Source organism: Halopiger goleimassiliensis, from assembly GCF_000455345.1.
Classification (GTDB): domain Archaea; phylum Halobacteriota; class Halobacteria; order Halobacteriales; family Natrialbaceae; genus Halopiger_A; species Halopiger_A goleimassiliensis.
This window is the reverse complement of the sequence record NZ_HG315690.1, coordinates 2,938,728-2,952,552: the sequence shown is the minus strand read 5'-3', so window position 1 is coordinate 2,952,552 and position 13,825 is coordinate 2,938,728. Positions and strand designations below refer to the sequence as shown.

At 67.5% G+C, this 13,825-nt stretch carries 13 protein-coding genes; 9 read left to right on the top strand and 4 right to left on the bottom strand.

Going from position 1 to position 13,825, the window contains the following annotated elements:
• Positions 1-39 precede the first annotated feature (39 nt).
• From metX to TX79_RS14445, 3 genes are all read right to left on the bottom strand, one after another.
• Positions 40-1,299: a homoserine O-acetyltransferase MetX gene (gene metX / locus TX79_RS14455; RefSeq protein WP_049928141.1), complete on the bottom strand. Its 1,260-nt coding sequence runs from the start codon at positions 1,297-1,299 to the stop codon at positions 40-42.
• Positions 1,296-2,639 carry an O-acetylhomoserine aminocarboxypropyltransferase/cysteine synthase family protein gene (locus TX79_RS14450; RefSeq protein WP_049928140.1) on the bottom strand — a complete coding sequence of 448 codons (1,344 nt, stop codon included), beginning with the start codon at positions 2,637-2,639 and terminating at the stop codon, positions 1,296-1,298. The genes metX and TX79_RS14450 overlap by 4 nt, the downstream gene beginning before the upstream one ends.
• Before the next feature lie 100 nt (positions 2,640-2,739).
• Positions 2,740-2,985 carry a hypothetical protein gene (locus TX79_RS14445; protein WP_049928139.1) on the bottom strand — a complete coding sequence of 82 codons (246 nt, stop codon included), beginning with the start codon at positions 2,983-2,985 and terminating at the stop codon, positions 2,740-2,742.
• Between the two features lie 106 nt (positions 2,986-3,091).
• Between TX79_RS14445 and TX79_RS14440 the strand changes: the two genes are divergently transcribed.
• The 6 genes from TX79_RS14440 (at position 3,092) to TX79_RS14415 (ending at position 9,671) form a co-directional block, all read left to right on the top strand.
• A complete protein-coding gene (locus TX79_RS14440; protein ID WP_230198582.1) occupies positions 3,092-4,375 on the top strand; it encodes a glycosyltransferase family 87 protein in 1,284 nt (427 codons plus the stop codon).
• A 61-nt stretch (positions 4,376-4,436) separates the two neighbouring features.
• Complete coding sequence (locus tag TX79_RS14435) at positions 4,437-5,666, top strand: MFS transporter (protein ID WP_049928138.1); 1,230 nt, start codon at positions 4,437-4,439, stop codon at positions 5,664-5,666.
• A 186-nt stretch (positions 5,667-5,852) separates the two neighbouring features.
• The gene (locus TX79_RS14430) at positions 5,853-6,341 is read left to right on the top strand and encodes a hypothetical protein (RefSeq protein WP_049928137.1); all 489 of its coding nucleotides are present in this window, start codon (positions 5,853-5,855) and stop codon (positions 6,339-6,341) included.
• A gap of 178 nt (positions 6,342-6,519) precedes the next feature.
• Positions 6,520-7,068 (top strand): cupredoxin domain-containing protein, encoded by a 549-nt coding sequence (locus TX79_RS14425; RefSeq protein WP_049928136.1) that lies wholly within the window; start codon positions 6,520-6,522, stop codon positions 7,066-7,068.
• Positions 7,069-7,168: 100 nt separating this feature from the next.
• Positions 7,169-8,281 carry a pyridoxal-phosphate-dependent aminotransferase family protein gene (locus tag TX79_RS14420; RefSeq protein ID WP_049928135.1) on the top strand — a complete coding sequence of 371 codons (1,113 nt, stop codon included), beginning with the start codon at positions 7,169-7,171 and terminating at the stop codon, positions 8,279-8,281.
• A gap of 397 nt (positions 8,282-8,678) precedes the next feature.
• Positions 8,679-9,671, top strand: a complete 993-nt coding sequence (locus TX79_RS14415) for a hypothetical protein (protein WP_049928134.1) — start codon at positions 8,679-8,681, stop codon at positions 9,669-9,671.
• A gap of 14 nt (positions 9,672-9,685) precedes the next feature.
• Here TX79_RS14415 and TX79_RS14410 read toward each other — a convergent pair whose 3' ends face one another.
• Positions 9,686-9,922 (bottom strand): hypothetical protein, encoded by a 237-nt coding sequence (locus tag TX79_RS14410; RefSeq protein ID WP_049928133.1) that lies wholly within the window; start codon positions 9,920-9,922, stop codon positions 9,686-9,688.
• Positions 9,923-10,334: 412 nt separating this feature from the next.
• Here TX79_RS14410 and hisI point away from each other — a divergent pair, with 412 nt between their 5' ends.
• The 3 genes from hisI (at position 10,335) to TX79_RS14395 (ending at position 13,810) form a co-directional block, all read left to right on the top strand.
• The gene (gene hisI / locus TX79_RS14405) at positions 10,335-10,703 is read left to right on the top strand and encodes a phosphoribosyl-AMP cyclohydrolase (protein ID WP_049928414.1); all 369 of its coding nucleotides are present in this window, start codon (positions 10,335-10,337) and stop codon (positions 10,701-10,703) included.
• Entirely contained in the window at positions 10,700-11,866 is a 1,167-nt protein-coding gene (locus TX79_RS14400; RefSeq protein ID WP_049928132.1) for a DUF7118 family protein, read from the top strand. The genes hisI and TX79_RS14400 overlap by 4 nt, the downstream gene beginning before the upstream one ends.
• Positions 11,867-12,034: 168 nt before the next feature.
• Positions 12,035-13,810, top strand: a complete 1,776-nt coding sequence (locus TX79_RS14395) for a site-2 protease family protein (protein ID WP_049928131.1) — start codon at positions 12,035-12,037, stop codon at positions 13,808-13,810.
• Positions 13,811-13,825: the final 15 nt, after the last annotated feature.

Below are 13,825 nucleotides of genomic sequence, written 5' to 3'. Positions count from 1 at the left end.
CCCGGGAGACGGCAGTCACCGCCTCGAGCCGCGGCCCCGTCACTCCGAAAAGAGGCTCGTGTGGACCGGCGCGAACGTCTCCGAGGAGGACGACTCGCGTCCCTCGGTCGTCGTATCGGTGATGGTCCGTCCCTCGAGGCCGGTCTCGAGGAATGCCGAGAGCGGCGGTCCCACTTTTTCGGGTTCGACGAGGAAGGCGTCGTGGCCGTGGTCGGACTCGACGACGTGGTGGGCGACGTCGACGTCGGCCTCGCGGGCGGCCTCGGCCAGCGACTCGGCCTGCTCGACGGTGAAGTGCCAGTCGCCGGTGAACGACAGGATCAGCAGTTCGCCCTCGAACGCGGCCAGTGCGTCGGCGTCCGACTCGTAGCCTGCCGAGAGGTCGAAGTCGTCCATCGCGCGGGTCAGGTAGAGGTAGCTGTTGGCGTCGAACCGGTCGACGAACTTCTCGGCCTGGTAGTCCAGGTAGGACTCGACCTCCCGGTACGGGAAGAAGGCCGCGGCGGGGTCCGGCGGCTCCTCGCGGACCGTCTCCCGCCCCGCGGAGCGACGCCCGAACTTGCGGGCCATCGAGGACTTCGAGAGGTACATGACGTGACCGATCTGGCGCGCGCGGGCGAGGCCGTCGTCGGGTTCGGGGCCGCCGTAGTAGTGACCGCCGTTCCAGTTCGGATCGCTGGTGATCGCGCGCCGAGCGACGGTGTCGAGCGCGAGACACTGCGGATCGAGTCGCGCGGCGGTCGCGACCGCCCCCGCGCGCTCGACGTCGTCGGGATACCGGCGCAGCCAGTCGAGGACGTTCATCCCGCCGACGCTGCCGCCGACGACGGCGTGGAGGCGACCGACGCCGAGTTCGTCGAGCAGTTTTCGCTGGGCGCGGGTCCAGTCGCCGACCGTCACCGGCGGGAAGTCAGTGCCGTAGGGCTCGCCAGTTTCGGGGTTCTCGCTCGCTGGTCCCGTCGTGCCGTAACAGGAGCCCGGGACGTTCGCACAGACCACGTAGTACTCGGTGGTGTCGATGGCCTTCCCGGGACCGACCACGTCGCCCCACCAGGCCCGCGCCTGACCCGCGGTCTCTCCGCCGGCGTCGGGGCGGCGCGCGACGTGGGAACTGCCCGTCAGGGCGTGACAGATCAACACGGCGTTGCTTTCGGGCCGCGCCCGATCGCTCGCGGAGCGTTGCTCCGCGCTGTCGCCCGTGAACTCGCCGTAGGTCTCGTAGGCGACCTCGAGCGAGGGGATCGACTCGCCCGAGAGGAACTCGAACTCGCCGAGGTCGACGGTGTCTTTCGTCGTCATGGGTCGTCCCCCCGACAGGCGCGCGTCGCCGCCTCGATCGCCCGCTCGAGGTCGGCCAGGATGTCCCTGGGGTCCTCGATGCCGACGGACATCCGGATCAGGTCCTCGGTGACGCCGGCCTCCTCGCGTTCCGCGGGCGTCAACTGCCCGTGGGTCGTGCTCGCGGGGTGGATCACCAGCGTCTTCGCGTCGCCGATGTTCGCCAGGAAGGAGGCGAGTTCGACCTCCTCGCAGAACGTTTTCCCGGCCTCGAATCCGCCCTCGAGTCCGAACGAGACCATCCCGCCGTAATCGGCGAGGTACCGCTCGGCGTTCTCGTGGGTCGGGTGCGACTCGAGTCCGGGGTGGGTGACCCAGGCGACGTCCTCGTGGTCCTCGAGGTACTCCGCGACGATGGCGGCGTTCTCGCAGTGTTTCTCCACGCGCAGGGGCAGCGACTCGAGTCCCTGCAGCGTTTGCCAGGCGTCGAACGGTGACTGCTGGTTGCCGAGGCTGCGCAGCGACCGATACCGAACGGCGGCGGCGAACGGTGCCTCGGGGAAGTCCCGCGAGAAGTCGACGTCGGGGTAGGCGTGGTTCGGACCGGCGATCTCCTCGTACCCCTCTTCCGCCCACGGGAAGTCGCCGCCGTCGACGAGGACGCCGCCGACGGTCGTCCCGGAGCCGTGGAGCCACTTGGTCGTCGACTCCCAGACGACGTCGGCACCGTGCTCGAGGGGACGACACAGGGCGGGCGTCGCGAACGTGTTGTCCACCACGAGTGGGACGCCGCGGTCGTGGGCGATGTCGGCGATGCGTTCGAAATCGGGGGTCACGAGCGACGGGTTGCCGATCGTCTCGACGTGGACGAACGCGGTGTCTTCGTCGATCGCGTCCGCGTAGGCGTTGTACTCGAGCGTCGGGACGAACCGCGCTTCGACGTCCCGGCGGGCCGCGGCGGTCTTCGAGAGGTAGGCGGTCGTCCCGCCGTAGGTGTCCGTCGAACAGACCACGTTGTCGCCCGCCTTGGCGAGTACGAGCGTCGCAGAATCGAGCGCTGCCAGTCCGCTGGCCGTCGCGACCGCGTCGCCCCCGCCCTCGAGGGAGGCGAGGCGTTCCTCGAGCGTTCGCACCGTGGGGTTCGCGATGCGGGAGTAGATGTATCCCTCCTCCTCGAGGGCGTAGCGGGCGGCCGCCGTGTCGGCGTCGTCGAAGACGTATGAGGTGGTCTGGTGGATCGGCGGGGCCTGCGCGCCCGTCTCCGGATCGGGCCGCTGGCCGGCGTGGACGCTTCGCGTCCCGAATCCGCCGCCGGGACGGTCTGACTCGTCGGCGGTCCCGTCGCTCTCGTCGTCGCTCATGTTTAGTACGCATACTCCTCGATCTTCATATGCGCCTCAGTAACGGCAAAAACCGCAGGCGATCGCCCTCTGTCACACGCTACCGTCCACCGACTGGCCCTCAGAGCGAGTGTCGGTTCCCGCAGTGGGGGCAGTGAACCATCCCGTCCGTCCCGAGCATGTCCGCTTTCCCACAGCGGGCACACCGCCCGGCGACGATCACGCCGGTTTCGATAGCGAGGCCGTGCAGCGTTCGTTCGAGTGTCCGCTGGTTCTCCTCGAGCGTCGCGATACGGTGGTGAAGCGACCGCTGGGCCTCGCGTTGCGTCCGGGTGGGCGATCGCGACTGGGATGAGGACGAATCCATGCGGAAGCTACGCCTCGAGCGGAGATAAGCGCGAGTACAGCGGATCCTGACACTCCCGTTTCCGGGAATCGCTACACTGACTTACCGGCGGTCGAAACCGACTCCCGTGACCAGTCCGCCACCCGCGAGGGGTGCTCGTGCGGTTCTCGCGTCCGGCATCCTGCTGGGAGTCGTCATGCTCGCCAGCATGGCGCTCGAGCGCGCCCACATGGTCGCCGCGAACTTCGAGGTCTACCGGGTCGCCGCCGAGGCGGCGCTCGCGGGGGCGGACTTCTACGACGTCGCGCCGGAGCGGTTCCCCGAGTTCTACTACCTCTACCCGCCGATCACGATCGTCCCCTTCCTCCCGTTTACCGTCGTCGGGCTCCGGACCGGCTTCGCCGTCCACACGCTGCTCGAGGTGGGCGTCGGCCTCCTGCTGGCCTGGGTGATCGTCCGCTGGATCGAGCGCCACCGCGACCTCGAGCGACTCGATTACGCCATGATCGCCGGCTTCGTCGTCGCTTCCGTTCACACGATGCCGTCGCTGGTCTACGGCCAGGTCAACCTCCGGATGGGACTGCTGGTCGGGCTGGGGCTGTGGCTGCTCGAGCGATCGGTTTCGGCGGACGCGGCCACTGGACGATTGTCGTCGGACCGCCTCGAGACGCTGGGCGGCGTCGCGCTGGGAGGCGCGGCGCTGCTGAAGGTGTTCCCGGCCGCAGTCGGCGTCTGGCTGCTCAGGCTCCGGGCGTGGCGGGCCGTCGCCGGCGCGCTCGTGACCGGCGTCGGCGGACTCGCGCTCGGTGTCGCCATCTTCGGCCTCGACCGCACCCGGACGTTCTTCCGGGACGCCCTGCTGGGCCGGACCGACGACGCGGTCTTCGCCGGCGGCCTCGATCCGATGGAAACCTACGTGACCGTCAGGCGGCCGCTGTCGTACCTGTTGCCGGACCTCGAGCCGACGCTCCTGTGGCCCCTCGCGGCGGTCGTCCTCGCGCCGCTGCTCGCGTACGTCTACACCGACCTCGAGACGTCTACCGACCGGCTCCTCGCGGCCCACGCGACGTTGCTTGCGGTGTTCGTCTACTTCCCCTCGTATCCGCTCTATTACCCGATCGTCTTCGCGACGCTCGTTCCAGCGGTGTATCTCGTCGCCGATCCCCTCGCTCGAGGGCTGCTCGTCGGGGGCGCTCTGCTCGCGAACGTCGTCGTCATGGGTCGGACGTTCGCATCGATCGTCGAATTGGTTCCCTCGCCGTTCGCGGGGCCGCTCGAGACCGTCGGCTTCGCCGTCCTCTCGGTTGCCTCACCCGTCCTGGTGGGCTGTCTGGTGATGCTCGCCGGCTGCGTCTGTCACCGGTATCGCCGGGGAGTCGCGCGCGAATCGACCGGGCGCGCGTCGTCGTAGCTTCCGGAACCCGTCAACCGAGATAACCGAGTTCTTAGTCCTACAGCCCGTACCGCCGAGCGTGCACTCGAGAGACCGAGATCGTATCGTCCTCGCGGCCGTCGTCTTCGCCGTCCTCTTCTCGCAGCTACTGCTCTATCCGGGCATCGGTACGCTCGTGGACGCGCTGGGGGCGGACACGTCGCCGTCCGAACTGGCCGCGAGCGAACTCGACGCCAGCATGTGGTTCCTCGTCGCGGAGTTCGTCGGTTACGTCGTCTTCGTCGGAGTCTGGGGGACGCTCAGCGACGTCACCGGCCGCCGAACGCCGTTCATCGTCGCCGGCGCGCTCGCCGGCGCGGTCGGTTACGCGACGCTTGCGGCCGTCCCGGTCGTCGGTTCGATCCCGTTCGAGGGCGTGCTCCTCCTGCGATTCTTCCAGGGTGCGATGACCATCGGCGCGTTCTCGCTCACGATGACCATGCTGATGGACCTCGAGGGCGGGCACGGCCGGAACATGGGTGCGGCCGGCATCGCCATCGGTCTCGGGGCCGCGCTCGGCGCGCCGATCGGCGGCCAGCTATCGGAACTCGACCCGCTCGCGCCGCTGCTCGCCGCCGCCGGGTTGCTCGTCGTCGTCGGGACGCTCGTCTGGACGCTCGAGGATCGGGCACCCAGCCACCGACGGACCGCTCGGGCGCTGCTCAGGGGCGTTCGCCGACGGCCGACGCTGTCCATTCCCTTCGCGTTCGGGTTCGTCGACCGCATGACTGCGGGCTTCTTCGCGCTCGTCGGCACCCGGTACTTCCAGGACGCCTTCGAGATCGGTCCCGGAACGACCGGCCTCCTGCTGGCCTGCTTTTTCGCCCCGTTCGCGCTGTTGCAGTACCCGATGGGTGCCCTGTCGGATCGGATCGGCCGCCGGATCCCGATCGTGATCGGTTCGATGTGCTACGGCGTGGGTATCCTGGCCGTCGGTGCCGTACCTACGGTCGTGACCGCCGCCGTGGCGATGATCGGCGTCGGCGTCCTTGGTGCGCTCGTCTCCCCCGCGACGATGGCGCTGGTCACGGACGTCGCCGCCGAGAGCGAACGCGGCCTCGCGATGGCCGGCTTCAACCTCGCCGGAAGTCTCGGCTTCCTCGGCGGGTTCCTGGTGGGCGGTCTGGTCGCCGGTTCCTACGGCTACGGCTCCGCTTTTCTCGTCGTCGGCGGCCTCGAGATCCTGATCGCCGTCGTCACGGTCCCGCTGTTCCTTCGTCTCTCGCTCGGTGCCCGCGAGCAACTCGAGACCGGTGATCCGAACGCGTGATGCCCATTCGCACGATTCGTCAGTCTTCCTCTTTCAAATACGACCTTCTCTCAATTTGAACTCGTGATGGCGTAAATATCCGCACACGTGAACAACTACGGGGGTTTTGGTGGTATGTGATCGCATAACTATGCACGACCAGAGGGAATCCCTTTTTATGTTCCCGAAACTTACCGATAGCTGAGTATGCACGAGAAGAGTGTTTCACGACGGACTGCGCTGAAGCTCACCGGTGCTGCGGCTGCCACGGGGCTCATCGCTGGCTGTAGCGACGACGGCGGTAATGGTAACGGCGAAGAAGGTAACGGCGGCAACGGCGGCAACGGTGGCAACGGTGGCGACGGCGACGAGTTCGAGATCTCGCCCGACGAGACGATCGAACTCGAGGGCTACACCACCGGCTGGGAAGGCGCTGCTGGCGACATCGACGGCGTCGAGAACCCGACGCTCGTCCTCGAGGAGGGCGAGGAGTACACCATCGAGTGGACCAACGGCGACGGCGCTACCCACGACCTCCAGCTCCGTAACGACGACGACGAGACCCTCGAGGAGACCGACGACGTCGGCGACCAAGGCGAGAGTGCGACCCTCGAGTTCGAAGCCTCCAGCGAGATGACCACCTACATCTGCTCCTACCACGAACTCCAGCAGGTCGGCGACCTCGTCGTCGAGTAACGACCGCGAGCGATTCTGGGAGAGCACTTCGCTCGAGGCCGTCGCGGCCGCGACCCGGTTCGAGGTCCGTCGGTGTCGAGCGATCGATTCTCACTGCACTTTTTGACCGATCGCCTGTCCCGCAGCGCCGCGAACATGTCGGCCGTCGACTTTTCCCCGCGACGCGCGTCGAGTTCGTATGACCGATTCGCTTCCCCGACGCGAGGCGCTTCGACTGGTCGGGATCGCCGGCCTGACGACCGCCCTCGCCGGCTGTGGCGGTCCCGGAACCGAAAGCGACGACGGCGACGAACCGGCTGCCGACGCCTGGGCCGACGTCGACGCGATCGCGCTCGAGGCGACGACCGACGGCTGGACCGGCGTCGAACCTGAACTCATCCTCGACGAGCGAAATCCGACGCTGGTTCTCGAGGCGGGTACCGAGTACGAACTCTCCTGGGAGAACGGCGACGGTGAAGATCACAACCTCGGCGTCTACGACGCCGACGCGGAGGAGGACGATTCCGCGATGCACGACCCGCTCGCGGAGACCGAGATTCTCAACGAGGAAGGCGAGACGGCCACGCTGTCGTTCGAGGCGACGACGGACCTCGTCGAGTACATGTGTGACATCCACACGAGCGAGATGGTCGGTGAGATCGAGGTGCAAGAATCCGAGGACGGTGACGACGAAGACGGTAGCGGCGGAGACGACGAGGACAGCGGCGACGAGGCTGGGGGCGGGTAGGCCACCCATCCACGAGAACCTCACGTGGGGCGGCGCTATCCGCCTCCATCAAAACTCCCATACCGTCTCGCCGCCCACGTCTCCGTATCAGGTGAGTTTCGTGCCCGACAAACGCGAGTATACCGACGATTATCCCGAGAAGACGCTGTACATCCCGGGCCCGACGGAGGTTCGCGAGGACGTCCTCGAGGCGATGAACCAGCCGCTGTTCGGCCACCGGATGGACCGGATGACCGACCTCTACACGACCATCGTCGAGGACACCAAGGAGTTCCTCGGCACCGACCACGAGGTGATCGTCCTCACGGCGTCGGGGACGGCGTTCATGGAGAGCGCCATCCTGAACCTCGTCGACGAGAACCTCCTCGTGACGACCTGCGGCAGTTTCAGCGAGCGACAGGCCAACGTGGCCGAACGCCTCGGCAAGAACGTCGATACCCTCGAGTACGAGTGGGGCCAGGCGGTCAAACCCGGGGACGTTCGCGAGGTGCTCGAGCGAAGCGACACCGAGTACGACGTCGTCACGTGCGTGATGAACGAGTCCTCGACGGGCGTCCGCAACCCCATCGAGGAGATCGGCGACGTAATCGCCGAGTACCCGGACACCTACTTCGTCGTCGACGCCGTCTCCGCGCTGGGCGGCGATTACGTCGACATCGACGAGCACAACGTCGACGTCATCTTCACCTCCGTCCAGAAGGCCTTCGCCATGCCGCCCGGCCTGGCCGTCTGCGTCGTCAGCGACGAGGCCTACGAGCGCGAACTCGAGTCCGACTCGGCCTCGTGGTACGGCGGCTTCCAGCGCTCGCTGGACTACTACGACCGGAAGGGCCAGACCCACTCCACGCCCGCGATCCCCGTCATGCTCGCGTACCGAAAGCAGATGAAGCATATGCTCGAGGAGGGCCACGACGCCCGGGACGAGCGCCACCGCGAGATGGCCGAGTACACCCGCGAGTGGGCACGCGAACACTTCGACATGTTCCCCGAGGAGGGCTACGAATCCCAGACCGTCTCCTGCATCGAGAACACGCAGGGGATCGACGTCGCGGAAACCATCGAGGCCGTCAGCGAGGAGTACGACATGGTCTTCGCTAACGGCTACGGCTCGGATCTGGGCGAGAAGACGTTCCGTATCGGGCACATGGGCGAACACGACCGCGAGTCGATCGCAGCGCTGACCGACGCCATCGAGGACGTTGCGGGCCTCTGAATCCAGTCACCGAACACGGTACCGCGAGCGAGCAGCGCGAGTGAGCGGGCCGACGACCGATGTGGAGTGCGCGGCGCGACGCGCCGCGATTAGGCGAACGGCGAAGTCGATCGAAAGGCGCGAAGCGCCTTTCGTGATCTCGAGGTGGCGAAGCCACCTCGATGAGTCGTCGCGGAGCGAAGTTCTGCGAGATGACGAGAGAGCGTAGCTCTCTCGAACCACCGTGAGCCGAGCCGCGCGATGCAGGACCGGAACGGGAGGGGAGCGCTTCTGGTCCAACGTTTGCCGGGGAGGGCCGTCTATTCCGCCCTCTTATTATAACATATTAATAGCATAATTGTATAGGCAAAATGGGCTTTACGTAGAATGTAATCAATTTCCATCCGGGTGTTAGAAAATGACTGACGAAATCGATCGAGAAACTGACGCCACGACGTCCGAACAGACTGACACCGAAGCGCACCGAGAGCGTTTGAACGACGCGGTCGAGAGCGGTGGCGGCTGTGTCGAAGCGTGGAACGCCGCTCGAGAGTCCCGGAACGGGAACCGGCGATCGTTCCTCGCGGGCGTGGTTGCAAGCCTCTTCGCTGGAGCGTCGATCACGAACGTTTCGGCCGCGGAGACCGTCTCACTCGATCCGGACAAGGAGACGGTCGAACTGACAGCACGCGAGAAGAACCGCCTCGTCTCGGACGCGCGGTCCGACGAGCGGGTCAACGCGATGTGGCAGGAGCTCGTTTCCCGCGGTCTCGAGCCGGATCTGAGTTCGGTGACGGGGTACGAGACGAACTACCAGGATCGGGAGTGGCAGTTCGTCAGAATCCCGTTCGACGCTAGACACAGCGACTCCCTCGATCTCGAGGACGACGGTGACGTCGCCGAAACAGGCGCGATCGTCTGGAACACTGCAGCGGAAATCGACCCGCACGGATACGTCACTACCCGAACGGTCGACTACGACGGTGACCCCACCGAGGTCGAACGGGAACTGCGCGAACGTGACGTCGATCTCGACTCGATCGACACCGTTCCGGTCGTGATCGAGCACACCAAGCTCTGGCCGGACGACGCCGACGTTAGGCAAGAGACGGACTCGCTGACGTTACCAGTGGAGAAAAACAGAGAGGTATCGACGCAGGGCTGTGACTGCAACTCCCTGTTGGCGAACCCGTTGACACTCTGTGCCCCGTGTGGAATTCCCGATACGGACTGTATCGCCGACCTCGCGAACGTGTACTCCGTCGAAATCGTCGCCTGTGGCACCTGCGTCGGCTCGAGTGGGTGGGCGACCCCCTCGTGTGCGGTCTGTGTGGCGGAGATCATCGAGGAAGACGATTTCGGATACTTCTGTTGTCCGTGCGAGGCTTGTGACGGTATTATCATCTGTTGACGCAGGATCACCGGTTACTGATCGGTACCGTCGCGCACCGACGTCGCGACGCTTCCGCCGGCCGCACCCCAGACCGCGGCGAGCAGGCCGATATCGACGACTGCGGGGGTGTCGACCGGCGGGAGGGAAACGGCGATCGCGGCGACAACGAGGAAGCCGATGACGTGCCGGCGGGTCACCCGTCGACCGTCTCCGGTATCGCTGGTGACGGCCGAAACGAAGCCGACGGCGAGGCCGAGAACGACGACCACCGCGGTCGTCGCCGGGTCCGGTACTGCGGGGGGTGATCCTCCCCATCGGTCGACGTAGAACGCCCCCGTTACGAGAATCGCGACTACCAGTTCCGAATACGGTCGCCGAAAGAGCCGCAGCCGCGCCCGGTCTCGGTCCCCCGCTGATTCTGCCTTCACTGTGGCTATCGCTAGCTACCGGAGTGGCTCACAAAACACCTGTGGTGACCGTAGCACGTTCGTTCCATGATCCCCGCTGACGCGCGTGCCGAACTCGAGACGAATTCCGCGTCGTGGTTCCTGTGTGAACCGTTCGATGACGGGTTCAGAAGTCGACCACGGGCGTCTCGAACTCGCCACTGCGACCGCGGTCGGTCCCGGCCACCGTGCCAGCGGCAAAAGACCTATCGCTCCGACGAACGATCGGTCGACTATGGACGACGCCGTTGCGGTCGACTTCGGCGAGGACGGCCTGGTCCCCGCCGTCGCACAGGACGCCGAGACGGGCGAGGTCCTGATGCTCGCCTACGTCTCCCCAGAGGCCCTCGAGCGAACCCGCGAGACCGGACTGGCTCACTACTACTCCCGGAGCCGGGACGAGTTGTGGCAGAAAGGCAAGACGAGCGGTCACGTCCAGCACGTCGACGAAGTGCGGGTGGACTGCGACGCCGATACCCTCCTCTACCTGGTCGATCAGGAGGGTGGCGCGTGTCACACCGGCCGCCGGTCGTGTTTCTACCGGACGATCGACGGGGAAGACGTGGGCGAGCAAGTGTTCGATCCCGACGCCGTCTACGAATGAGCGAACGCGTCCACTCCCCCGCGGCCGACGAGACGGACGGCCCGGACGCGACGCCGCTCGAGCGCCTCGAGGCCGCCCGCGGCCGATTCGAACGCATCGAGGAGCGAATCGACGACCACGGCCGGGAGACCGTCGAACGGACGGCCGAGGCCTACCGATCGGCGACGACGCTGCTCGAGGACTACGTCGACCGGGCGACCGGTACCGGCCGGGAGAACTTCAAGGCCTACGTGGAACTCGAGGGCCAGTTCGCGACCCTGGTCGAGAACCTGCCCGACGACCTCCGGGATCGAGAGGCCTTCGAGGACGCCCTGGACGCCATCGACAAGCGCCGCCTCAGCGAGTCGGACTTCGAGGCGGCCCACGACGCCCTCGAGCCCGCATCGCGGTACGCCGACCTGCTCGAGGACCGCGAGGACGCCCGCGAGGCGCTCGCGGAGGCCCGGAAGGCTGCGTCCGTCCGCCTGCGAGAGGTCGGCGACGAGATCGACGAGCGCGAACGGCTGCTCGAACTCGCAACGGCGGATCTAGACGCCCCGGTCGCGGACCTTCGCGAGCCGATCGAGCGCTACAACGAGGCGATCCGCGAGGCCTTTTCTGACTACCGTCTCGAAGCCTCGGCCCGGGAGGTGTTCGACCTGCTCGAACGCAGTCGGTGGTACCCGTTCGTCGACTTCGCGCGACCGCCGGCGGACCTGCGCGAGTACGTCCGGGACAGCCCCGACGGCGAGCACACGATCCCGGAACTGCTCGAGTTCGCCGACTACTCCCGGTCGAAGCTCTCGCACTACGTCGCGGACGCCGACGTGCTCAAGCGCCGCGTGGCGACCCAGCAGACCTACCTCGACGGTATCGACGCCGACGCGTTGACCGTCGACTGGCCGCCCGGCCCCGCCGGCGTCCTCCGCCGGCGCACCCGCGAACTGCGCCCGTTCGTCGAACGCGTCGCGGACGACGACGTCGTCGAGGCCCTGCGTGCGGTCCGTCGGCGGACCTACGACGACGACTTCGATCGCCTCCAGACGGCGGCCCAAGCGGTCGCTCAGCTGTCCCCGGACGAGCGAGAACGCCTGGCGGACGGCCGCGTCGCGGACGAACTCGAGCGCCTGCGGGAGGAACGCGACCGCCTCGAGGCCGCTCTCGAGGTCGACGATCCGATCTGAGGACCGGCGTGTCGGTCGGGGACGGTCGCCCGGCGAACCGTTCGTATTCTGTTAATTTATGTACCGTCCGGGACGAGTTCGACGAAGACGACGGATGAACGGAGAACGACGACCGGTGACGTGGAGCGTTGCGGGCCGGTCGGTCGGCCGTAGCCGGGGGACTCGTGGATGACCGAGACCCTGCTTGCGATCGGGGTCGGCCTCCTCGTCTACACGCTCGGCGTGATGGCGTTGGCCGCGCGAGGTGCCCTTCCGTCGTGGGTTTCCGTCAGCGGCCCGGTCGTGACCCTGGAGCGGCGGACGGTTCCGGCCGCCCTCGAGCGCCTCGCCGCTCGCCGACGGCTCTGGCGACGGCTGGTCGACGTGGGGGTCGTCGTCGCGTACGGCCTGCTCGTGCTGTCGCTGGTGCTGGTGCTGACGGCTGCCGTCCTGGCAGTGACGCGGGATACGGCCAGCGCGGTCAACCAGCCGCACAACGTCGTCGCAGTGCCAGGCGTCAACGATTTCCTGCCGCTCGCGGCCGCTCCCGAGATCGTCTTCGGGCTGTTCGTCGGCGTCGCCGTCCACGAGGTCGGTCACGCGCTGCTCGGTCGCGTGGAGGGCGTCGACGTGGCGTCGATGGGGATGATCTTCCTCACCCTTCTCCCGTTCGGCGCGTACGTCGACATGGACGGCAACGAACGGGAGACGTCGACGGCGAGCCAGCACCGGATCTACGCCGCGGGCGTCTCGAGCAATCTCGTCCTCGCGGTGGCCTGTACGCTGTTGCTCGTCGCCCTCGCCGCGACGTCGATCGCCGTCGTCCCCGGGCTGGCCGTCGGCGGCGTCCTTCCCGGCACGCCGGCCGACGAGGCGTCCCTCGAGCGGGGCGACGTACTCACCGCCGTCGACGGGACGCCGATCGAGGACGCGGACGACGTCCGGGCGGCCGTCGCCGACGGCGACGGTCCCGTCACCGTCGAGCTGGCCGACGGGGAGTCGGTCTCGCTCGAGCCGTCGGTCGTGGTCACCGGCGCACCCGACGGCGGTCCGAACGCGTTCGCGGTGGGGTCCAGGATCGACGCGGTCGACGGGACGCCCGTACGGACGACCCCGGCGTTCCGGGCCGCGCTCGAGAACGCCTCGGCACCGGCCGTTCCGGTGACGCTTCGGGACGCTGACGGCCGGGAGCGATCCGAGACCCTGGTCGGCGGCGCAGCCGTCGCCGAAGTCGTCGCGGACGGGCCGCTCGCACGGGCGGGGGCACCGGCGGGCGACCCGGGCGTCGTCACCGCGATCGACGGCGACCGCGTGTACGGCCACGAGGGACTGTTTGCGACCCTCGAGAACGCCACGGCCGGGGAGACCGTCGGCGTCGAGTTCTACACGTCCGGGCACCTCGAGGAGTTCCGGGTATCGCTCGGCGCGTCCCCGAACGGTAACGGGGCGTATCTCGGCGTCGTCCCGCAGGCCGGCATCGGCGGCCTCGCGCTCTCGGATCTGGGCGTCGACCCCTATCCGGCCGCGGAACACCTCGCCGTCGTCAGCGGCGGGGGCGTTCCGCTGACGGGGACGGTACTCGATCGGTTCCTCGGGGTTACCGTCCTGCCCGTCGCGGGATCGATCGGACTCTTCGCGGAGAACTTCGGCGGATTCGTCGGCGCAGTTCCGAACTTCTACACGGTGACGGGACCGCTCTCGGTCGTCGGGGGTCTCGTTCTCCCGGCCGCGACCGTCCTCTTCTGGACCGGGTGGATCAGTCTCCTCGTCGGCGTCTTCAACTGTCTGCCGGTCTATCCGCTCGACGGCGGCCGCCTCGTTCGGACGGCCGCCGAAGCGATCGCCGCGAGACTGTCAGTACCGTCTCCGGGACGGGTCGCAACGGCCGGGACGGCGTTGCTCAGCGGCGTCGTCGCACTCGCAGTGGTGACGACGGTGTTCGGGCCGATGCTCCTCGGGTCCTGAGCCCAACGGAGATGT

Coding starts and splice junctions, on each gene's coding strand:
- TX79_RS14415 (WP_049928134.1), top strand. CDS start 8,679: ATGACTGACGAAATCGATCGAGAAACTGACGCCACGACGTCCGAACAG.
- TX79_RS14445 (WP_049928139.1), bottom strand. CDS start 2,985: ATGGATTCGTCCTCATCCCAGTCGCGATCGCCCACCCGGACGCAACGC.
- TX79_RS14395 (WP_049928131.1), top strand. CDS start 12,035: ATGACCGAGACCCTGCTTGCGATCGGGGTCGGCCTCCTCGTCTACACG.
- TX79_RS14450 (WP_049928140.1), bottom strand. CDS start 2,639: ATGAGCGACGACGAGAGCGACGGGACCGCCGACGAGTCAGACCGTCCC.
- TX79_RS14400 (WP_049928132.1), top strand. CDS start 10,700: ATGAGCGAACGCGTCCACTCCCCCGCGGCCGACGAGACGGACGGCCCG.
- TX79_RS14425 (WP_049928136.1), top strand. CDS start 6,520: ATGACCGATTCGCTTCCCCGACGCGAGGCGCTTCGACTGGTCGGGATC.
- TX79_RS14430 (WP_049928137.1), top strand. CDS start 5,853: ATGCACGAGAAGAGTGTTTCACGACGGACTGCGCTGAAGCTCACCGGT.
- metX (WP_049928141.1), bottom strand. CDS start 1,299: ATGACGACGAAAGACACCGTCGACCTCGGCGAGTTCGAGTTCCTCTCG.
- hisI (WP_049928414.1), top strand. CDS start 10,335: ATGGACGACGCCGTTGCGGTCGACTTCGGCGAGGACGGCCTGGTCCCC.